This window comes from Methanococcus maripaludis (assembly GCF_002945325.1).
Classification (GTDB): domain Archaea; phylum AGJL01; class Methanococci; order Methanococcales; family Methanococcaceae; genus Methanococcus; species Methanococcus maripaludis.
On the sequence record NZ_CP026606.1, the window covers coordinates 728,733 to 748,269 of the forward strand.

The window sequence follows — 19,537 nt, forward strand, 5'->3', positions numbered from 1 at the left end:
ATATAATTGATAAATCATATAATATTTTAAAATGATATTATAATAAAAATTTTACCAATTCTATTTCTTATAAGATATGGACGTGGAAATATGAACGCATTTTCTTTTTTGAACTTGGAAAAGGGTATTGAAAATACCATGATAATTGATAAAGGACTGTCTCCTGATTTTATTAACGATTATTTAAAAGTATGTGGAAAATATATCACTTTTGCGAAATTTGGATGGGGCACAAGCGCTGTTCAATCCAGAGAACTGGTTAAGGAAAAAATTGAAAATTACAAAAAATACGGCATAAAAACATACCCTGGCGGAACACTCTTTGAAGTATGTTTCTCAAAAAATCTTTTTGAAGAATACTTAAAAGAGTGTAAGAACCTAGGATTTGAATGTGTTGAAATATCTGATGGTTCAATGGATTTAAAACCTGAAGACAAAGATTATGCAATAAAACAGGCAAAAAAAGCAGGTTTTATCGTTCTTTCAGAAGTTGGAAAAAAAAGTATCGTTTTAGATGGCGAACTTGAAATCCACGAAAGAATAGAACTCGTAAAAAAAGACCTTGAATCCGGTGCAGACTTTGTAATTATTGAAGGTAGAGAAAGCGGAAAATCAATAGGGCTTTTTGATGAAAAAGGGAACGTGAAAAAGGAAGAACTTGAGATACTTGCTGAAAACGTAGATATGGATAAAATAATACTTGAAGCACCTCAAAAAAATCAGCAGGTTGAATTTATATTACGTTTTGGGAATGACGTAAATCTTGGAAATATATCCTTTGAAGAAGTAATTTCACTGGAAACTCTGAGAAGAGGATTAAGAGGGGACACTTTCGGAAAAATTTAATTAAAAAGGGTGTAACTCATGAATATAGAAGAAATTAAGATTATTGGTGGATTTAACAAGTTTGGAGAATCCGAAAAAGTAACAGAACTAGTTGTAAAACGGGGAGAAATCTTTGGAGTAGTTGGACCAACAGGAAGCGGTAAATCAAATTTAATAAGCGATATTGAACAGCTCGCTCAGGGAGATACCCCATCAAATCGAAAAATACTCGTAAACGGAAAGGTTCCAGATGTTGAAATGAGAAGGGATCCAAGAAAAAGAAGAATTGCCCAGCTTTCACAAAATATGAATTTTTTAGCAGATATGACTGTTGAAGAATTTTTAATTATGCATGCAAAAAGCAGAGGCATGAATTCTGAAGGAATTGTTGATAGAGTAATCGAATTAGCAAACAAACTTACCGGAGAGCCGATTGAAAAAGACTACAACTTAACAATACTCAGTGGCGGACAGTCAAGAAGCCTGATGGTTGCAGATGTTGCAGTTATCAGTGACTCACCGATTGTTTTAATTGATGAAATTGAAAATGCAGGGATTAAAAAGCACGAAGCACTTGAACTCCTTGCCGGATGCGGAAAAATTGTCATGGTAATTACGCATGATCCGGTTCTCGCCTTAATGACTACCCGAAGAGTTGTTATGCGAAACGGTGGAATGACTGAAATCATCGAAACCACGGAAGAAGAAAAAGAAGTATCACAAAGATTGAGCGAAATTGATAGCTGGATGCTCTCTATGAGAGAAAAGGTAAGACATGGCGAAAAATTAAATTTAAAAGACATAGAAACACCAGCAGTTTCAGGTAATTAATTGAATTGGACGTGAAATATTGAAAATGATAATTGTTGCAGGAACCCCCGGTGCAGGAAAAACTTCTGTTATGACTCACACAATAAAACAGCTTTTAAACAAAGGAAATAAGCCAGCGGTTGTTAAAATCGACTGTTTATATACTGATGATGATGCAAGATATGGAAAACTTAAAATTCCCACACTTGTTGGATTAAGTAAAGATATGTGTCCTGACCACTTTGCAATTTATAATTTAGAAGAAATGGCAGAATGGGCTGAAAAAGAAGGTGTTGATACATTAATTATTGAAACTGCTGGGTTATGCCACAGGTGTGCACCGTACACAAAAAACAGTCTTGGAATCTGCGTAATCGATGCAACATCTGGCCCAAATACTCCCAGAAAAGTTGGACCTTTTTTAACGAGTGCCGATGTTGTTGCAATAACTAAAGGAGATATTATATCTCAGGCTGAAAGGGAAGTATTTAGAGAACGAGTTCTTGAAATGAATCCAAAATGTACTATATACGATGTAAATGGGCTCAGTGGACAGGGCTGTGCAGAAATTTCTGAAGAAATAATGGAAGCAAAAGATATTGTAGACCTTGAAAATGAAGAATTAAGGCATAACGCTCCACTTTGTGTTTGTACTTTGTGTGTTGGAGAAACAAAAGTTGCTAAAAAACACCATAGGGGCGTTTTAAGAAGAATCGATGGATTTACCAAATATATTGGTGAATAACATGGAAAACATTAAAGAAATTACCAAACTGCTTCCAGGATACAACTGCAAAGCTTGCGGGTTCAAAAGGTGTGATCTCTTCGCAGAAAAAATTCTTAAAGGAGAAAATCCTGAAAACTGCCCTTTGTTATTTAAAGAAGAATTTAAAGGAAATATTGAAAAAATAAAAGAAATTGCATCAACTTTAGGATCTCTTGAAATTAAAAAAACATGTGAATCCAAAACTGGACTTGTTGGACTTTTAGATGGATACGATGCTGACTTTTTACTCGACCCCCTTCCAGAAGAGCATTCTTGTAGGGAAACTTTAATAATCCTTTCAAAAAATCCAATAAAAAAAGGAGATCATATCAAATACCGACCTCTTGGATGCCCAATTCCACATTTTGCTGAAATAATCGATGACGCTCACGGAATGTATGTGGTACATCTTGAAGGCCCTTGTAACAGGTTTAATACAGAAAAAATAGAGTATATCGAAGTTGGAATTGCACTCATTGCTGCATTTGAAGGAGTTTATAATGGTAAAACTCCAGAAGTTGGAAAAACTGTTAAATTTATCCCAACTCACTGTATGATGCAGAAAGTCCATAGCGGCGTTGTTGTTGAGGTTGAAGGAAATAGGGTTTTAATCGAAGGAATTGATTTAAAAGTATGGTAATAGTATACATTAAAAGCCATATTTTTCATTTATTTTATTATTTGCATTTCTTAAAACATCTCTTAACGGAATATTTAGTTTTTTTGCAATTTTTTTCAGATCTTCAAATTCAGGTTTTATATTTACGATTTCTCCATTTAAATTAGATATTTTCACATCAAATTCAAAATTAATGCCATTTATATCAAGATTTAATTTTTCCATTCTTCTTTTAGCCCTTATTTTATCGTAATGATTAATTCTAACTCCCAAAGTTCCTGTTTCTTCAATTAAAATTTTTGCAAATTTTTCATGAACGTGATAAGGACATATTACAGAAATCATGCTTGATGGCCGATTTTTTTTACCAAATACAGGAGTTATAAATACATCAGGAGCTCCTTCGTTTAAAAGCCTTTCAACAGCGTATGCCAGGACTTCTGAAGAAATATCGTCGATATTAGTTTCTAAAATTACTGTTTTTTCAATTATTTTTTCATCCGTTTTTCCTTCAACAAGCCTTAAAACATTTGGAACATTTTCCATTCTTTTGGTTCCTGCACCATATCCTGTTTTTAAAAGAACTATTTCAGGATATGAATCCGTAAATTCATCTGTAACGTTTGAAAGTATTGCAGCTCCAGTGGGGGTCAATAATTCAAAATCGGAATCTACTTTTGAACATTTTATTTCGTGTTTACATAAAATTTCAAGCGTTGCAGGTGCTGGGCTTGGAATAATCCCGTGATCCATAGATATTCTTCCATTTCCAAGTGCAGGCGGTGTTGAATAAATTTTTCCATCTAAAAATCCATTTTTTTCTAAAATTAATATCGGTAAGACTATGTCAAAAACTGAATCTAATGAAGATATCTCGTGTAAATGAAAATGATCCCCGTGAAGCTTTTGTTCAGCTTCAATTAAATCTTTTATAATATTTTCACAGATTTTAACTCCTTTTTCCGACATTAGATTTTTAGAAGTATTTATGATAATTTCTTTTAATTCGTCGGGATTTTTTATTCGTTCTTCGTCGATTTCAATTTTTAACTGCTTTGCAGAAATTCCATTTACTTTTTCATCCATTAATACTGCATTAAATGAGTTGCAACTGTTTAATTTTTCTAATTCTGCGATTACGTCGTCCATTAAATCGTAAGAATTTGTAAGTGCAAGCAAAGATGAAACAAACATATCTCCAGACATCCCTGCAATTTTTGGGTCGATTACTAAAACTTTTGTCATTGTATCACAAGATATTGGTGTTAAACTAACCTATGTTTATGTTAAAATTTAAATATTTTTAAAAAAACTGAGTTTTCAAAACAAAAAAATTAAATTCTATTCCATCTAAACTTGGATGCAACAATTAAAAAATAGCTTTGAAATTACTGATAATTATTTTGAAATTTTAAGTTTTGATACTTTGATAAGTTATATATATTTGTAAAATATATCGAAGAGGACATTCCAAGAAATTCCAAAATATAATTGTGATAATATGTACATATTTAAGATTGCATACGATGGAAAATTAAGCTTTCAAACACAGCCTCACGGAGAAACAGTCTGTGACAGAATTTCAGATGCACTTTTAGACTGTGGATATTTAGATAACAAGGATAGAGTTCCATTGTATCATGGTGGAAGAACTGATCGAGGAGTATCTGCACTTGGAAATTACGTAGTGTATGAAATGGACAAAAAACCGGTGCTTCCAAGAGTTCAGTCTAAACTTAAATGGGACGGAATATGGGTTTTGGGATGTAAAGAGATTGAAATTTTTCCGGAAATTGAATACAGACACTACCAGTATACTTTACCAAATAAAAATCATGATGTCGAACTAATGAAAAAGGCATCTGAAAAACTAATCGGAACACATTACTTCCAGAATTTATCAAAAAGGGATAAAACAAAAGTAAAAGATCCAGTCAGGACGCTTTACGACATTAAAATATCTTCAAATGATTATTTCATCACAATTGATATATTTGGAGAGAGTTTTCTCTGGAATATGGTTAGAAGAATTATAAGGCTCCTTTCAGATGTTGGAAAACATAAATTTGAGAATCCTGAAAAATTTATCGAACTAATTTTATCAGAAGACTACAAAAAAGGCTATCCTCCATCCCCTGCCGAAGGTTTAATACTTGTTGACGTCAAAACTAATATTGACATTGATTTGGATAGTTATGTCATTAGAAACTTAAAAAATAGCTGGGAAAAATCCCTGAATAACAGTTTGATGAGACTTGGACTCTGTAAAACCGTTTTATCGAAAACCTGAAAAGAGTGATATTGTGAAGTACATCTCCTCAATAAGTGTCGACATATCTTCAAACGATGTCGAAACTAGCGAAGTTGTTAATGAAAAATTAGAACGAGAACTCCAGTTAGAAATGTCAAAAATTGGAGTAAAATCCACAATTACAAACGTTACTGGAGACGATATTGTAATTTCATCATTTGTTTCTGAAGATAAAATTGAAGAAGTTAACAACATCGTGTTTAAATTACTTTACAAACACGCTGAAGGTTTTGAAGATTTAAATGGGGTTTCTAATGATCCAGAAACTGCTGGAGAAGGTGTTTCATATGCACTTTCTAAAACACCTTCGGAATATGGAGATTCGATTATTATTGGATTTGATACATATTGCGGGGAATCTTTTGTAAATGAAGCAGCATTATTTGTTGAAGAAATTGGAAAAAAATTTGGATATGATTCTTCGTCAAGCGTTTCAGACACACCTACAAAAATTCCAGGAATTGGATATTCTGGAGTATCTACGGATGACCCTGTCGTGGTAATCACTCTTGAAAATGTGAAAGACTTGAAAAAAATTACAGGTATGATTTATGGGGGCCTTTTGGGATTTGAAAACGTTTACTTTGTTAAAAGGGGATCTCCAACAAATATACTACCGCCTGGAGTAATTTATACAATGACTGCCTTTTTAAACGGAAATGCTATCGATCTCTATGATGGAATAAAAAGAAAAAATAACCTGCTATAAATGAAAAAAAGTTGAAAATATGGACGTACAATTTATAATACTGGCATTTACATCATTATTTTCCATATTAAACCCATTTGGAGTAATTCCAACTTACTTAGTCCTTACTAGCCAGTACTCCAAAGTTGAGAAAATAAAAATCATACGTAAATCTATGCTTGCCGCATTTGCACTTCTAATGATGTTTGCACTTCTTGGAAATCAGATCATCGGGTTTTTTGGAATTTCAATTCCTGCAATCAAGATTACAGGTGGAGTTTTACTATTCTTAATTGCACTTGATATGATTCAGGGCAACACCTCCAAGGTAGAAAAAAGCCCTAAACTTGAATCCCATTTAAAAAGTCACAGCGAAGAAATTGAAGATATGGATGAAATTGCAATAGTACCGTTAACTGTTCCATTACTAACTGGTCCTGGTTCAATCAGCGCAGTTATTGCTATGATGGCGCAGACTAGTGATTTTGACGGAAAACTTTCCGTGATAATTGCAATATCACTTTGTATAATTATATCATACTTCGTACTGAAATTTTCAAAAGATTTAGAAAAAATGCTCGGTAAAATCGGATTTAAAGTACTTACAAAGATGATGGGTCTTGTACTTACTGCAATATCTATCCAGATGGCCCTTGATGGAATATTAATGGTCTTTGGATAATTTAATTATTTTTAAAACTTTTTTTATTCTTTTTTTATGTTATTTAATCAGAATTCTCATGCCCAACAGCAGTAATGAAATCCCAAATAGTTTAAGAAGCGTTATGGGTGATTTTTGGATTCCAAATATTCCAAAATGATCAATCAACGCACCACTTATCAATTGAACACCAACAAAGATTGAAAATGCGGAAAGTGCTCCAAGCTCAGGTACTACAATTAATGAAAGCAGTACAATAACTACGCCCATAATTCCTCCTAAAAGATAAACTGGATTTATGGCAGGTACTTTTGAAAGCTGTTTAATTGATGACGGATCACTAATTAAAATTATTAAACCAATTAAAACGAGTCCGATTATGAAATTTACAAATACTGCATTTTTAGAACCGATATGGTCCCCTAGTTTTGAATTTATTATCGGCTGAAGTGATGCTACAAATCCAACAACAATTGCAAAAATTAACGCCCACGTCTTATCCATAATTTTCCCTTAAAAATATAAAAATAAAATCTAATTATTCTTTTTTGTAGTATACTGTCTGAGTAGGGAATGCAAATTCAATATTTTCTTTTTCAAATTCTTCTTTTATTTTGATATTTATTTCATCCTTAGTATTTAAGAAGAAATCAAACCCGAAATCCCTTACAAAGTATTCAACTCTTAAATCAAGTGAAAAACTGCCAAATTCAACAAATGATACCCTTATTGGATCTACAACACCATGATGATCATTTAAAACGTTTTCTATTATTTCTTTTGCACGTTTTACTTTTTCAACTGGCGTGTCGTAAGTTAAACCAATTGTTGCTTTTACCTGCCTTTTTCTTCGCTCTGAAAAGTTTTCAATTTCAGTTTGAACAATGTTTGCGTTTGGAACTGTAATTAATGTGTCCCCAAATGAACGAACACGGGTACTCCTAATTCCTACTTCTTCCACAATTCCCTCTTTTCCGCCCCATTTTATCCAGTCGCCCAATTTAAAAGGTCGATCAACAATTATGATAAATCCTGCAATTAAATTTTCAATCGTGTCCTTTGCAGCAAGCGCAACTGCCAAACCGCCGATACCAAGTCCTGCAAGAAGTGCTGAAATGTTGTAGCCCACATTTGATAAAATAAGCAGGAGCCCTGCAATTAAAATCAAAAATTTGACCAGTTTTCTCATTAATGGAACAAGTTGGTCGTCGAGCGTATTTTCTGACTTTTCTACGATTGGGACAACATAATTTACAATTATATCATCCACAATTTTAAGTAAAAATAAAACTCCTGCAAAGGTTATTGCCACAGTTAAAGATTCATTGAGCCACAAAGCTAAATTACCAGATAAAACTAAATTATTTAATCCATACTTGAAAAATAAAACGAAAACCACAATTATTAATGGGATTTCTACTGCATCAAGTATTACATCATCTAATTTAGTTTTTGTTTTTCCTGCAAGAACTCTTACGTACTTATTTAAAAATATGTACATTACTTTTCCAAAGAATACCCCGAAAAATATGAATATTAAAAATATCATGTATGAATACAGGGTATTTCCAAAATATAATTGATCTAACGCCATAATTTCACTATTTATCCTTATTTATTCATTTTTTCGCGGATAGGTCTTAAAATTTCAATTAATTGTTCTGAAACGAGGTTTTTAACATCCATTGGGTGAAGTCCTTCAACAAACGCATTTTCTAAAGCTTCGTAAGATTCTAAAATTAAATCTCCACCAAATTTTTCTGGCCTTTTTACAGTTACAGGGTATTCTAAATAGTATTTAGCAATTTCTAAAACGGGGTTTCCTGAAACTTCTTTCATCGGACAGAATGCATTTTTCATTTTTTTCTTGATTGTAGCTTCATCGTCATCTACTGCAATGAAGTTTCCTTTTGATGAAGACATCTTACCTTCGCCATCAAGCCCCGTTAAAACAGGATTGTGTATGCATACTGGTGCTTTGTATCCCATGCTTGGCAAAATTTCCCTTGAAAGCATGTGTATTTTCCTCTGCTCCATTCCACCAACTGCAACATCAGCATTTAAGTGTTTTATGTCGTTCACTTGCATTAGTGGATATACCACACTTGCGACTTTCGGGTTTTCGTCTTCCCTGGCAATTACTTCCATACTTCTTCTTGCCCTGTTTAATGTAGTTGAAAGTGCAAGTTTGTAAACATCTATTGTATATTCGTCTTTTAACTGGAACCCACTTCCGTAAACGTAATCTGCAACAAGCCCCATTGCTTCGAATACTTTTCTGTTTTCTTCACCGAGAGCCCTTACTTCATCCATTGTTCCTTTTTGATTTAAGTAAGCGTGTAAATCCGCTAGTAAAATTACTATTTTAAATCCTGCCTTTTGAAGATCGATCATCTTTCTTATCTGCAAGTAATGGCCCATGTGAATTCTTCCACTGGGTTCAAATCCAATATATGCAATTTTTTCTTCTTTTTTTAAGAGTTCAGTTAATTCTTCGATGGATACTATTTCTGAAGTGTTTTTTAATATAGATTCTAACATGTTTTCGCCTGATTTTACAAATATTAACAATAAAAACGTTTATTCGTAATTTGGGTTATTATAATAATTCTTTTACAAAAGTAATTGTGTTTATACTAATGTCTAAACTTACCGATTTATACTTTTCTAATTTTTTGATAAAATTGAATAAAAATCTGATTTTAACAAACAAACAAAAAAGTCCAAACATTCAAGTTTTATCGCTAAAAAAAGTAATTTTAGAATAATTAATCTACTTTTTTGATTTCTTTTCCTTTTCTTCTCGTTTTTTTATGTTATTATATACCATACTTTCCAAATCCCTGTACTTTTCATGGGTTTTGAAAAGTCTTTCTAAATTAAAGCTTTTTTTTATCCTATTTCGCATGTTTTTCTTAAATTTCCAGTGGTCGAGCATTTCAGTTACGCTCGAATATGAAACATGTACCATTACTACCCCTCCGTTTATAGATATAATTCTCTTCAAAACCAGTTAAATAAATTTTTAGAGTTTTACTGACGCTAAATTTATAAATTGATTTTCAGCCGTGAAACGATTTAAGGCTTAAAAATAGATATTATTGATTATAATTTACAATTATACGTTTAATTAAAAAAATGACTCCATTAATCTGATAAATTTTAAATATATCAGAAATAAAATATATATTGTACAAAAAGGGGTGATAAATATGCCAGACACTAAAAAACAGCAAGAACAAAAGAAACTACAACAGCAACAAAAACAGGCTCAGCAACAACAGCAACAAAAACAGCAGAATAAATAAATTTTTTAATAATCGCCTTACTTTCTCTTTTTTAATTGGCTGAGTGAAATTTGATGAATAGAAGTATCCTGCAAATATTTAATGTTTTTATCAAACATAAAAATCAGATAGAAGTTTTGCAGGACTATTACCCATATGGGCAATAATCTATATAACATTTTTGTTGTGTAGTCGCCAATTGTTAAAAAAACTATTTTTATTCTGCCAACAGTTTTATATTTTTGAGACGTAATGTATAACTACATAGTTTTATATACGACACGGCTTAACCTTTTTGAAGTTTTATATCTATTTTTGAAGAGACGATTTTTGGATTTATCTGGTGAGAATTATGAAAAGAATAATATCAATAAAAGGAACTGAAGAAGAAATTATTGAAATCTGCGAAAGGATATCTAAATTAGGCATTGATTATTCATTTGACGCAAAAGCAAATTATGCGGAAAATAGGGCATATAACAGTGCAAGAATAAAGATATTTGGCGATGAAAAGTACAAACTCGTAGAAGACCATAAAAATATACTTACTATTATAGATACAGTCCATAATAAATACAATGCAGACACAAAAGGATTATTCGAGTACAAATTAAATGATTTAAAATATCCTGTGAACAAAGACCTTGTTTTGGATACTCTTTCTGCATTAAAAATTAATTTTAAATATTTAAAAGATGAAAACGTAATCAAGTGTGAAAGAAAAATTGAAGAAATTAACAGCATCTTAAAAGACATTCTTGACATTTATTCTGAACTCAACTTTTATAATATTGGCTCAAAACCTGTTAAAAATGTATTAACTCTTGCAGTATATATAACAGGGCGAGATATCGATGAATTAATCGAAGAAGGACTCGAAAAAGAATTATTTAGAGAAGAAGACGAAAAAATTGTTCTCAATAAAGATATAAATCTAACAAGAAAAGAACTTTTGAGCGTGAAAAAATGAACTACGTTAAAATCATTGAAAAAAACAAAAACTTCATCGAATTAGAATTAGTAAATGACGACCACTCTTTAAGCAATTTAGTAAAAGAAATATTGTTATCAAAAGATGGCGTTATTCTTGCATCATATGGCGTAGAACACCCGGTTTTAGATCCTGACACTGGAAGATACATTTCAAATCCAACGATAATGTTAAAAACCGATGAAAAAACAGATGCTGAAACAGTTTTAAAAGAAGCTTTGAAAGATATCGTCGATCTTTGTAACAAAACCCTTGAAGATTTATAATTGATATTTTATATCGGCATAATTTATTTTTTTAACTCGAAAAACCTTATTTTTAACTTGAATTCTAAAAAAGTGGCCTCTTTTAACTCAGTAACTTATATATAATAGTAAGTGATAGTATGTCTGCCCCATGTTTAGATCGCATTGGCGCGATTAAATAATTACAGGAGGCATCAACATGGACAGTGAAAAAATACTGAACGCAGTGAAGGAGGCTCGAACTCTTGCTAAGCCGCGAAACTTCACGCAATCCGTTGATCTCATCGTCAACTTAAAAGAGTTGGATCTTTCAAGACCTGAAAACAGGTTGAAAGAGCAAATCGTTTTACCAAGTGGAAGAGGTAAAGACGTAGCGATTGCGGTTATTGCGAAAGGTGACTTGGCTGCTCAAGCAGAAGATATGGGCCTCACTGTAATAAGACAGGAAGAATTAGAAGAATTAGGTAAAAACAAAAAAACAGCTAAAAAAATTGCTAACGCACACGGCTTCTTTATCGCTCAAGCTGATATGATGCCATTGGTCGGTAAATCATTAGGTCCTGTTCTAGGTCCTAGAGGTAAAATGCCACAACCAGTGCCTGCAAATGCAAACTTAGCTCCATTAGTTGCTAGATTCCAAAAAACCGTTGCAATAAACACCAGGGATAAAGCATTATTCCAGGTATACATCGGAACAGAATCAATGAGCGACGATGAACTTGCTGCAAATGCCGAAGCAATTTTAAACGTAGTGTCTAAAAAATACGAAAAAGGACTCTACCACGTTAAAAATGCATTTACAAAACTTACAATGGGCGCAGCTGCTCCTATTGAGAAATAGAGGGGTTGAAAATATGATCGAAGCTAAATCAGAACATAAGATTGCCCCTTGGAAAATTGAAGAAGTTAATGCATTAAAAGAATTACTTAAAAGTTCAAACATTATTGCATTAATTGACATGATGGAAGTTCCTGCGGTACAACTCCAAGAAATCAGGGACAAAATCAGAGATCAAATGACATTAAAAATGTCAAGAAACACACTCATGAAAAGGGCAATTGAAGAAGTTGCTGAAGAAACCGGAAATCCAGAATTTGCTAAATTAGTAGATTACATGGACAAAGGGGCTGCAATCATTGCTACCGAAATGAACCCTTTCAAATTATACAAAACACTTGATGAAAGTAAAAGCCCTGCACCTGTTAAAGGAGGCGCTATTGCTCCATGCGATATTGAAGTTAAAGCTGGATCAACAGGAATGCCACCAGGACCATTCTTAAGTGAATTGAAAGCAGTTGGAATCCCTGCTGCTATTGATAAGGGTAAAATCGGAATCAAAGAAGACAAAATCGTTGTAAAAGAAGGCGAAGTTGTTTCACAGAAACTTGCAGTTGTACTCTCTGCATTAGACATTAAACCAGTTACAGTTGGTTTAAACGTACTCGGAGTTTACGAAGATGGTGTTATTTACACTGAAAGTGATTTAAAAATCGACGAAGAAGAATTCGTTGGAAAAATCCAAAAAGCATTCACAAGTGCATTCAACTTGTCAGTTAACGCTGTTATCCCAACAAGCGCGACAGTTGAAACAATCGTTCAAAAAGCATTCAACGATGCAAAAGCTGTATCAGTTGAAAGTGCATTCGTAACAGATAAAACCGCTGATGCAATCCTTGGAAAAGCTTACGCTCAAATGATTGCTGTTGCAGGTCTTGCTGGCGATGACGCTTTAGACGAAGACTTAAAAGGAAAAATTTCGTCAGGCGCAGCTGCACCAGTTGCAGAAGCTCCAGTTGAAGAAAAGAAAGAAGAGAAAAAAGAAGAAGCTGCAGCTCCTGCAGGTCTTGGAATGCTCTTCTAAAATAACTTATAATACCAATAAAAATATATACATAAACGGATAATTTCAAAAAAAGGTTCATACATCTTGGAGGTGTACTTTATGGAATACATATACGCAGCATTATTATTAAATTCAGCAGGTAAAGAAATCACAGAAGACGCTGTTAAAGCTATATTAGTAGCTGGTGGCGTTGAAGCAAACGAAGCTAGAGTTAAAGCTTTGGTTGCTGCTTTAGAAGGTGTTGACATTGCAGAAGCTATCGAAAAAGCTGCAATCGCACCAGTAGCTGCTGCAGCTCCTGCAGCTGCAGCTGCTGCACCAGTTGAAGAAAAGAAAGAAGAGAAAAAAGAAGACACAGGAGCAGCAGCTGCTGCAGGTCTTGGTGCTTTATTCGGATAATTACTTTTCCGAATACTCTCTTTTTATTTTAGGCATATAAATTGGTATATTTAAATATATAATCAGAAGTATAAATGTTTATATACTATATAAATAGAAATTTATAGCAGATATATAAACTGGTGAAAATGATGGAACCTGAAATCAAAGTTGTAAACGTAGTTGTATCAACACAGATAGGAACTGATATTGACTTAGAATATGCCGCAGATATATTGGATAACGCAGAATATGAACCAGAACAGTTCCCGGGACTTGTTTGCAGATTGAGCGAACCTAAAGTTGCACTTTTGATATTTAGAAGTGGTAAGTTAAATTGCACCGGTGCACGATGTAAGGAAGATGCAGTAATTGCAATAAACAAAATCGTTAAAGAATTAAAAGAAGCAGGAATGGACCTTATTGACAATCCTGAAGTAAAAGTACAAAACATGGTTGCTACAACCGAACTTGGAATGGAACCTAACTTAGATGACATATCCACATTAGAATGTACAGAATACGAACCAGAACAGTTCCCAGGATTAGTTTACAGATTGAGCGAACCTAAAGTTGTTGTATTAATATTTGGTAGTGGAAAAGTTGTAATTACCGGATTAAAAGTAATCGAAGATGCATACATAGCATTTGATAAAATATCTAAAACATTAAAAGAACTTGAAGAAGAATTATATTAAACGGGATAATCGTGATTGCAATAATTGATTATAATGCAGGCAACTTGAGAAGTATCGAAAAGGCACTTGAATTATACACAAAAAACATCGTTGTTACAAGTGACCCTGAAACTATTTTAAGTGCTGACAAGATAGTTCTTCCAGGTGTTGGGAATTTTGGAGATTCAATGAAAAATATTTCCCAAAAAACAGGAGACTGCTCTTTAAATGAAATAATTAATAAATGCGTTCAAAAGGTTCCATTTTTAGGAATTTGTTTAGGTATGCAGTTGTTACTTGAAAAAAGTGAAGAATGTCCAGAAACTCCAGGCCTTGGTGTGATAAAAGGGGACGTTATAAAATTCAAACATTCTGAAAAAATCCCCCACATGGGTTGGAATACTGTAAATCAGGTTCAAGATATTCCCCTTTTTGAAGGAATAGCAAATAATGAATATTTCTACTTTGTACATTCATACCACGTGAATCCTTCAGAAAAAGACGTAATTTCAGGAACTACTAATTACGGTTACGAATTCCCGTGCATTTTGAATAAAAAAAACGTTTATGCTACCCAGTTCCATCCTGAAAAAAGTGGTAAAAACGGTTTAAAAATGATTGAAAACTTCGTTGAATTAATTTAATTACTTAACAAATAAAAAATAAAAAACTTAAAAATTAAATAACTTCTTGAATTACTTCTTTTAATTTCTGTTTTGCTTTCTTTTTAAGATATATATTCCCTAAAACCCCTGCTACAAGCGGTAGAGGTGTTCCAATGTACATTAACCCGCCAAATGCGGCAATGCCTTTTTTAAATTTTGAACAATTGTAATTTACAATATTATCGTCTTTTTTGACCATTGATTTTAAAAGTGCTTTTTCTGAAGCGTAAATCACGTTGTAGCTCCACAAAATTATATCCGAAAGTGGAGTTGGCGTTCCTTCGTAAGTTGTTTTTCTGTGTTTTATTGCATTAAATAAATCGTCTGCAGAGTTTCCTTCAAATTTAGTGTTTCCATTTCCAATCATTCTTGCTAAATGCGCATCACTATTTCCTAAAAATGCAAAAGGGGATTTGTGGTAGTTTTTTAAAACTTTATCAAGTGCAATATTATTTACAATTCCATCCCTGTGGTATGCGTTGTAAACTTCAACACCATCAAAATCAAGTTCAAATACTTTATCCCCTATTGCCTCACAAATCGGACTGTAAGGGTGAGGGCATACTGCAAGTCCGCCCTGTTCATGGATTCTTTCGATAGTTTCTTCGGCACTCAGCCTTTTTGGGATATCCTCATTTAAGAATAATCCTAAAATTTCACCATCTTTTGACATTATTTCGCTTCCAACTACAACTTCAATTCCAAACTCTTTTTCATATTTTTTTGTTTCAAGAGCTCCTTTAATCGTGTTGTGGTCGGTTACAGCAATGATATCCATGCCATTTGCTTTTGCACATTTCAGTACCTTTAACGGCTCTTCAACTGAATCTGGAAATTTTAGTCCCATATATTTCATCATTCCAGAATATTTAGTGTGTATATGCATATCTGCCTTAAATACATCATTTTCCATGAGTTCCCTCAATAAATTAATTAATATAAAAGTTCTTTAAGTGCTTTTGGCAATATTTTGATAATATCCGTTGAATTGTAATAATATCCGTACTCTTTTTCGAGTAAATCTCCGCAATATCCATTTATATAAGTTCCACAGCAGGCTGAAGGAAATGCGTCATTGCATGCACAAATTGCACCGATAATTCCGCATAATATATCCCCTGTCCCACCGGCAGTCATTCCCTGATTTCCAGTAATGTTCATTTTAATATTATCTGGATCAAACACTATATCGATACTTCCTTTTAATACCACTGTTGAATTAAAACCTTGGTTTTTAGCATACTTTTTAACATAATCCTTCATGTATTCAAATTCCTTTTTGTGCGGAGTGAATATAAAATTATTTTTAAATTCAAAATTACCATAATCAATCAACTTTATTGCATCTGCATCAATAACTACTTTTCCATTTGTTTCATTTAGGTACGAATTTACAAACTCTTTTGTACTCGAATTTAATGAAAGTCCGCTACCTAAAACCGTGCAGTCATAATTTTTAGACAGTTTTAAAAGCTCATCGGTATTTTTTTGACCGATATATTCGCCATTTAATTCATAAGGCATTAATTCAGGATAATTTCTAACAGTACCTATAACATTTGAAACTGACGCCACTGTCACAATATCTGCAAATTTAGAAGCTGCGAGGCCTGAAAAAACAGGTGCGCCGTGGTATTCTTTTGATCCACCAATAATCAAAACTTTTCCATTCTGTCCTTTATGGGAATTTAGTTTTCTTTTATTCAATAAATAAAAATCGCCCTTTCCAACCATGTTTTCAATATATTTTGGAATTCCAATATTTTTAACAACAAAATTTTTATTTTTGTTTTCAACTTTTCTTTTGTGGAGTATAACTTCCAGATCAGATTTCAGATTTCCAGTTTGAATATCCACACTGATTATTTTCAAATTTTCGTAGTATTTGCTCTTTAAATCATTCAAATAATCAACTATTGTTGAATAAGGATTTTTTAAATTTCCAGTAATTCCTGTTCCAAGCATTGAATCAATTACCAATACATTTTCATTTTTTAGTTCATTTTCAAGCGTTTTTATTAGATCAATTGCATTTTCATTTTCTAAAATATTCATATATTCTAAATTACCAAAAACTTCCATATTCTTGAGGATATTAAAGTTTTTTTGAGTTTCAGAAGTTCTTATTTTTCTTTCGTTTCCAACTAATACGACAAATGTAGCAAAATTATTCGATATGTGTCTTGCAATAACAAACCCATCTCCCCCATTATTTCCTGTTCCGCACAATACATACACTTTTGAAAAATCAAAGTTCAAATTAGCAATTTCTTCGTAAACTGCCCTTCCAGCATTTTCCATTAATTTTTCTTTTGAGATTCCGTACTGTTCTGAATTTTCGTCAATCACCTTTATTTCTAAAGAAGATACGTCCTTTTTATCAATAATCCCGAGTTTTTCTCTTAGCTGTTCAAATTCTAAAATATTTCCTGTTTTCTGAACGCATTTGATGTCTTTCATACCCTTCAACACCTGAAAACTGAATTTATCACAATCATTCAATCCGAAAAATACATATATTAAATTAAACTGTAATTACCTATTGTTAATTATTATTAATTATAATTATGATTATGTTTATCAGAATATAACAAACCGAGGGATTTATATGAACACGCTTGAAGGAATATTCAACCCAAAATCCGTTGCAGTAATTGGTGCATCAGAAATAGAAGGAAAAGTAGGACAGTCCGTAATGAAAAACTTGTTGAATTTTAAACAACACGGTGGAAAAGTATATCCTGTTAACAAAAAATACAACGAAGTATATGGAATTAAATGCTACGGTTCTGTTTTAGACATTCCTGAAACTCCAGACCTTGTAATTATATCGATTCCTGCAGAATATGCAGTAGATGCTATGGAAGAATGTGGAAGAAAAGGAGTAAAAGCTGCAATAATTATTACGGCAGGATTTGCAGAAACCAACAACCACGTGCTAGAAGACCGGTTAAAAGCAATTAGCGAACAGTATGGAATTAGAACAATCGGTCCAAACTGTCTTGGTGTGATAAATCTTCACAACCATTTAAACGCGTCATTCAGTAAAGAATTTTCAAAAATGGGAAATATTGCGTTTATATCGCAAAGTGGAGCGATCATGACTGCACTTCTTGATATTGCAAATTATTATAACCTAGGATTTTCAAAAATCGTGAGTATGGGTAACAAAATCGATGTTCAAGAGTATGAATTATTAAATTACCTTGAAAATGACCCTCACACGAAAGTTGTAGCGCTTTATATCGAAGGTTTAAAGGACGAAAAATTCATTAGTGCTGCTAAAAAAATCTCAAGGAAAAAACCAGTAATTGTTTTAAAAAGTGGAAAATCCGAAGAAGGTGCAAAAGCTGCTTCTTCACACACAGGAAGTCTTGCAGGAAACAACGCAGTATACGATGCAGCATTCAAAAAAAGTCGTGTATTTAATGTAGAAAGCTTTGAAGACCTCGTAAATCTTTTAAAAATATTTTCAGTACAACCCCCAATGAGATCCAAAAAACTTGCTGTTGTAACAAACGCAGGCGGATTTGGTGTTTTGGCAGCAGATTCTGTTGAAAAATGTGGACTCGAACTTGCAGACTTTTCGGCGACAACTGTTTCTGAATTGAAAAAATATTTACCGGATACATCAGGTATTTCAAATCCATTGGATTTAATTGGGGATGCAGATGTCAATAGATACAAACACGCATTTGAGTTGGTTGAAAATGATCCAAACGTAGATGGATTACTCGCAATATTAACCCCTCAAGGAATGACTGATGCTCTTGGTGTTGCTAGAGAACTTGTAAAACTTAAAAACTACATGATATGTAAAAAAGATAAAATTCCAATTGTTGCCTCATTTGTTGGAGGAACTTCCGTATTAGAAGCAAGAAGCTACTTACAGGAAAAAGGAATTCCTTCATTCATCTGCCCAGAACTTGCAGTTCACGCATTGGCTTGTTTATACAGACAAAGCCACCTCATGGACAAATACGACAGCCCTGAATACTTAAATGAAATCAGAGCCGAAATTGCAGAAGCTAAAACTAAAAACCCTGAAAAAATTGATGAACTGCTTGCAAATGCAAATGAAAGCAACTCAAAAGAGTTTTTAAAATTGAATGGATTTGCAATCCCTGAAAAATTTGTTGCCACAACTAAAGAAGAAGCTAAAGAATACGCTGAAAATTTAGGAAAAGTAGTAATGAAAGTTGTTTCAGCAGATATTTTACACAAATCAGATGCAGGTTGTGTTATAATCGATCCTAGTGATGCATCTGAAGCATTTGAAACGATAATGAAAAATGGGGAAAAATATTTGTTTGATAGAAAAATCGATGGAATTATCGATGGTGTCTTAATCGAACAGTTTGTCACCGGAAAAGAAATTATTATTGGTGCTAAAAGAGATCCAGTATTTGGGCCTGTTGTTATGACTGGGCTTGGGGGAATATTCGTAGAAGTTTTAAAGGATGTTTCCTTTGGAATTACCCCGATAACAAAAGAATACGCTGGAGAAATACTTCACTCCCTAAAATCATATAAAATCTTAGAAGGAGTTAGAGGCGAAAAAAGAAGCGATATCGAATTCTTAAAAGAATTGATCGTTAGAGTTGGAGTTTTAATGGAAACTTATGATGAAATAAGTGAAATCGACATCAACCCTGCATTTATCAAAGAAGAAGGCCAAGGCGGATTCGTTGGAGATGCATTAATTATAACAAAATAATACAATAAAAAATAGAAAAAAATAAGGTATGCTGTCTTTAATCCCTATTTAGG

The 19,537-nt window shown here is 33.0% G+C and carries 22 protein-coding genes; 15 read left to right on the forward strand and 7 right to left on the reverse strand.

Translation table 11 applies throughout. The features are described 5' to 3' along the window. The first annotated feature begins 90 nt into the window (after window positions 1-90). Genes comA through MMJJ_RS03915 form a run of 4 tightly spaced genes read left to right on the forward strand, consistent with a single transcriptional unit; the run spans window position 91 to window position 3,041 of the window. Window positions 91-846, forward strand: coding sequence for a phosphosulfolactate synthase (comA, locus tag MMJJ_RS03900; protein WP_104837770.1), 756 nt, complete (start codon window positions 91-93; stop codon window positions 844-846). 18 nt (window positions 847-864) lie between these two features. Then, the gene (locus MMJJ_RS03905) at window positions 865-1,656 is read left to right on the forward strand and encodes an ATP-binding cassette domain-containing protein (protein ID WP_104837771.1); all 792 of its coding nucleotides are present in this window, start codon (window positions 865-867) and stop codon (window positions 1,654-1,656) included. 25 nt (window positions 1,657-1,681) lie between these two features. Continuing rightward, window positions 1,682-2,380 carry a GTP-binding protein gene (locus MMJJ_RS03910; RefSeq protein ID WP_104838583.1) on the forward strand — a complete coding sequence of 233 codons (699 nt, stop codon included), beginning with the start codon at window positions 1,682-1,684 and terminating at the stop codon, window positions 2,378-2,380. A 1-nt stretch (window position 2,381) separates the two neighbouring features. Then, on the forward strand, window positions 2,382-3,041 hold the full coding sequence (locus tag MMJJ_RS03915; RefSeq protein ID WP_104837772.1) for a (Fe-S)-binding protein: 660 nt from the start codon (window positions 2,382-2,384) through the stop codon (window positions 3,039-3,041). A 9-nt stretch (window positions 3,042-3,050) separates the two neighbouring features. Here MMJJ_RS03915 and larC read toward each other — a convergent pair whose 3' ends face one another. After that, entirely contained in the window at window positions 3,051-4,265 is a 1,215-nt protein-coding gene (larC, locus tag MMJJ_RS03920) for a nickel pincer cofactor biosynthesis protein LarC (RefSeq protein WP_104837773.1), read from the reverse strand. A gap of 256 nt (window positions 4,266-4,521) precedes the next feature. On the opposite strand from larC, the gene truA reads away from it, so the two are divergent. From truA to MMJJ_RS03935, 3 genes are read left to right on the forward strand one after another with little or no spacing between them, the layout of a single operon-like run. Continuing rightward, window positions 4,522-5,310 (forward strand): tRNA pseudouridine(38-40) synthase TruA, encoded by a 789-nt coding sequence (gene truA, locus MMJJ_RS03925; RefSeq protein ID WP_104837774.1) that lies wholly within the window; start codon window positions 4,522-4,524, stop codon window positions 5,308-5,310. A gap of 13 nt (window positions 5,311-5,323) precedes the next feature. Beyond that, the gene (locus tag MMJJ_RS03930) at window positions 5,324-6,040 is read left to right on the forward strand and encodes a hypothetical protein (RefSeq protein ID WP_104837775.1); all 717 of its coding nucleotides are present in this window, start codon (window positions 5,324-5,326) and stop codon (window positions 6,038-6,040) included. Window positions 6,041-6,059: 19 nt separating this feature from the next. Then, a complete protein-coding gene (locus tag MMJJ_RS03935) occupies window positions 6,060-6,701 on the forward strand; it encodes a MarC family protein (protein WP_011170210.1) in 642 nt (213 codons plus the stop codon). 39 nt (window positions 6,702-6,740) lie between these two features. On the opposite strand, the gene MMJJ_RS03940 is transcribed toward MMJJ_RS03935, so the two are convergent. The 4 genes from MMJJ_RS03940 to MMJJ_RS03955 form a co-directional block, all read right to left on the reverse strand. After that, window positions 6,741-7,184, reverse strand: a complete 444-nt coding sequence (locus MMJJ_RS03940) for a DMT family transporter (protein WP_104837776.1) — start codon at window positions 7,182-7,184, stop codon at window positions 6,741-6,743. 34 nt (window positions 7,185-7,218) lie between these two features. Next, the gene (locus MMJJ_RS03945) at window positions 7,219-8,274 is read right to left on the reverse strand and encodes a mechanosensitive ion channel family protein (RefSeq protein ID WP_104837777.1); all 1,056 of its coding nucleotides are present in this window, start codon (window positions 8,272-8,274) and stop codon (window positions 7,219-7,221) included. 17 nt (window positions 8,275-8,291) lie between these two features. After that, window positions 8,292-9,221 carry a tyrosine--tRNA ligase gene (locus MMJJ_RS03950; RefSeq protein WP_104837778.1) on the reverse strand — a complete coding sequence of 310 codons (930 nt, stop codon included), beginning with the start codon at window positions 9,219-9,221 and terminating at the stop codon, window positions 8,292-8,294. Between the two features lie 232 nt (window positions 9,222-9,453). Beyond that, entirely contained in the window at window positions 9,454-9,651 is a 198-nt protein-coding gene (locus MMJJ_RS03955; protein ID WP_104837779.1) for a hypothetical protein, read from the reverse strand. Window positions 9,652-10,319: 668 nt separating this feature from the next. Here MMJJ_RS03955 and MMJJ_RS03960 point away from each other — a divergent pair. The 7 genes from MMJJ_RS03960 to hisH all read left to right on the forward strand — a co-directional run bounded on the left by MMJJ_RS03960 (window position 10,320) and on the right by hisH (window position 14,746). Then, on the forward strand, window positions 10,320-10,937 hold the full coding sequence (locus MMJJ_RS03960; RefSeq protein WP_104837780.1) for a DUF2067 domain-containing protein: 618 nt from the start codon (window positions 10,320-10,322) through the stop codon (window positions 10,935-10,937). Then, on the forward strand, window positions 10,934-11,224 hold the full coding sequence (locus tag MMJJ_RS03965; protein ID WP_013998699.1) for a DNA-directed RNA polymerase subunit L: 291 nt from the start codon (window positions 10,934-10,936) through the stop codon (window positions 11,222-11,224). The genes MMJJ_RS03960 and MMJJ_RS03965 overlap by 4 nt, the downstream gene beginning before the upstream one ends. 178 nt (window positions 11,225-11,402) lie before the next feature. Beyond that, window positions 11,403-12,044, forward strand: a complete 642-nt coding sequence (locus MMJJ_RS03970; RefSeq protein ID WP_011170204.1) for a 50S ribosomal protein L1 — start codon at window positions 11,403-11,405, stop codon at window positions 12,042-12,044. Between the two features lie 13 nt (window positions 12,045-12,057). Next, complete coding sequence (locus tag MMJJ_RS03975; RefSeq protein WP_104837781.1) at window positions 12,058-13,065, forward strand: 50S ribosomal protein L10; 1,008 nt, start codon at window positions 12,058-12,060, stop codon at window positions 13,063-13,065. Window positions 13,066-13,146: 81 nt separating this feature from the next. Continuing rightward, window positions 13,147-13,446, forward strand: coding sequence for a 50S ribosomal protein P1 (gene rpl12p, locus MMJJ_RS03980; RefSeq protein ID WP_011170202.1), 300 nt, complete (start codon window positions 13,147-13,149; stop codon window positions 13,444-13,446). Window positions 13,447-13,577: 131 nt separating this feature from the next. Next, window positions 13,578-14,123 carry a TATA-box-binding protein gene (locus tag MMJJ_RS03985; protein WP_011170201.1) on the forward strand — a complete coding sequence of 182 codons (546 nt, stop codon included), beginning with the start codon at window positions 13,578-13,580 and terminating at the stop codon, window positions 14,121-14,123. A gap of 11 nt (window positions 14,124-14,134) precedes the next feature. Beyond that, the gene (gene hisH / locus MMJJ_RS03990; protein WP_104837782.1) at window positions 14,135-14,746 is read left to right on the forward strand and encodes an imidazole glycerol phosphate synthase subunit HisH; all 612 of its coding nucleotides are present in this window, start codon (window positions 14,135-14,137) and stop codon (window positions 14,744-14,746) included. 34 nt (window positions 14,747-14,780) lie between these two features. On the opposite strand, the gene MMJJ_RS03995 is transcribed toward hisH, so the two are convergent. Both MMJJ_RS03995 and MMJJ_RS04000 read right to left on the reverse strand, forming a co-directional pair. After that, window positions 14,781-15,680, reverse strand: coding sequence for a PHP-associated domain-containing protein (locus MMJJ_RS03995; RefSeq protein ID WP_104837783.1), 900 nt, complete (start codon window positions 15,678-15,680; stop codon window positions 14,781-14,783). Window positions 15,681-15,700: 20 nt separating this feature from the next. After that, window positions 15,701-17,227: an NAD(P)H-hydrate dehydratase gene (locus MMJJ_RS04000; RefSeq protein ID WP_104837784.1), complete on the reverse strand. Its 1,527-nt coding sequence runs from the start codon at window positions 17,225-17,227 to the stop codon at window positions 15,701-15,703. A 148-nt stretch (window positions 17,228-17,375) separates the two neighbouring features. On the opposite strand from MMJJ_RS04000, the gene MMJJ_RS04005 reads away from it, so the two are divergent. Continuing rightward, window positions 17,376-19,484: an acetate--CoA ligase family protein gene (locus tag MMJJ_RS04005; RefSeq protein ID WP_104837785.1), complete on the forward strand. Its 2,109-nt coding sequence runs from the start codon at window positions 17,376-17,378 to the stop codon at window positions 19,482-19,484. Window positions 19,485-19,537: the final 53 nt, after the last annotated feature.

Excerpts from the sequence above, each read along its gene's own strand:
- MMJJ_RS03985 (WP_011170201.1), top strand. The coding sequence starts at position 13,578 with ATGGAACCTGAAATCAAAGTTGTAAACGTAGTTGTATCAACACAGATA.
- MMJJ_RS03970 (WP_011170204.1), top strand. The coding sequence starts at position 11,403 with ATGGACAGTGAAAAAATACTGAACGCAGTGAAGGAGGCTCGAACTCTT.
- MMJJ_RS03955 (WP_104837779.1), bottom strand. The coding sequence starts at position 9,651 with ATGGTACATGTTTCATATTCGAGCGTAACTGAAATGCTCGACCACTGG.
- MMJJ_RS03935 (WP_011170210.1), top strand. The coding sequence starts at position 6,060 with ATGGACGTACAATTTATAATACTGGCATTTACATCATTATTTTCCATA.
- MMJJ_RS03940 (WP_104837776.1), bottom strand. The coding sequence starts at position 7,184 with ATGGATAAGACGTGGGCGTTAATTTTTGCAATTGTTGTTGGATTTGTA.
- rpl12p (WP_011170202.1), top strand. The coding sequence starts at position 13,147 with ATGGAATACATATACGCAGCATTATTATTAAATTCAGCAGGTAAAGAA.
- MMJJ_RS03995 (WP_104837783.1), bottom strand. The coding sequence starts at position 15,680 with ATGGAAAATGATGTATTTAAGGCAGATATGCATATACACACTAAATAT.
- MMJJ_RS04000 (WP_104837784.1), bottom strand. The coding sequence starts at position 17,227 with ATGAAAGACATCAAATGCGTTCAGAAAACAGGAAATATTTTAGAATTT.
- truA (WP_104837774.1), top strand. The coding sequence starts at position 4,522 with ATGTACATATTTAAGATTGCATACGATGGAAAATTAAGCTTTCAAACA.
- comA (WP_104837770.1), top strand. The coding sequence starts at position 91 with ATGAACGCATTTTCTTTTTTGAACTTGGAAAAGGGTATTGAAAATACC.
- MMJJ_RS03905 (WP_104837771.1), top strand. The coding sequence starts at position 865 with ATGAATATAGAAGAAATTAAGATTATTGGTGGATTTAACAAGTTTGGA.
- MMJJ_RS04005 (WP_104837785.1), top strand. The coding sequence starts at position 17,376 with ATGAACACGCTTGAAGGAATATTCAACCCAAAATCCGTTGCAGTAATT.
- larC (WP_104837773.1), bottom strand. The coding sequence starts at position 4,265 with ATGACAAAAGTTTTAGTAATCGACCCAAAAATTGCAGGGATGTCTGGA.
- MMJJ_RS03910 (WP_104838583.1), top strand. The coding sequence starts at position 1,682 with ATGATAATTGTTGCAGGAACCCCCGGTGCAGGAAAAACTTCTGTTATG.
- MMJJ_RS03915 (WP_104837772.1), top strand. The coding sequence starts at position 2,382 with ATGGAAAACATTAAAGAAATTACCAAACTGCTTCCAGGATACAACTGC.
- MMJJ_RS03960 (WP_104837780.1), top strand. The coding sequence starts at position 10,320 with ATGAAAAGAATAATATCAATAAAAGGAACTGAAGAAGAAATTATTGAA.
- MMJJ_RS03975 (WP_104837781.1), top strand. The coding sequence starts at position 12,058 with ATGATCGAAGCTAAATCAGAACATAAGATTGCCCCTTGGAAAATTGAA.
- MMJJ_RS03945 (WP_104837777.1), bottom strand. The coding sequence starts at position 8,274 with ATGGCGTTAGATCAATTATATTTTGGAAATACCCTGTATTCATACATG.
- MMJJ_RS03950 (WP_104837778.1), bottom strand. The coding sequence starts at position 9,221 with ATGTTAGAATCTATATTAAAAAACACTTCAGAAATAGTATCCATCGAA.
- MMJJ_RS03965 (WP_013998699.1), top strand. The coding sequence starts at position 10,934 with ATGAACTACGTTAAAATCATTGAAAAAAACAAAAACTTCATCGAATTA.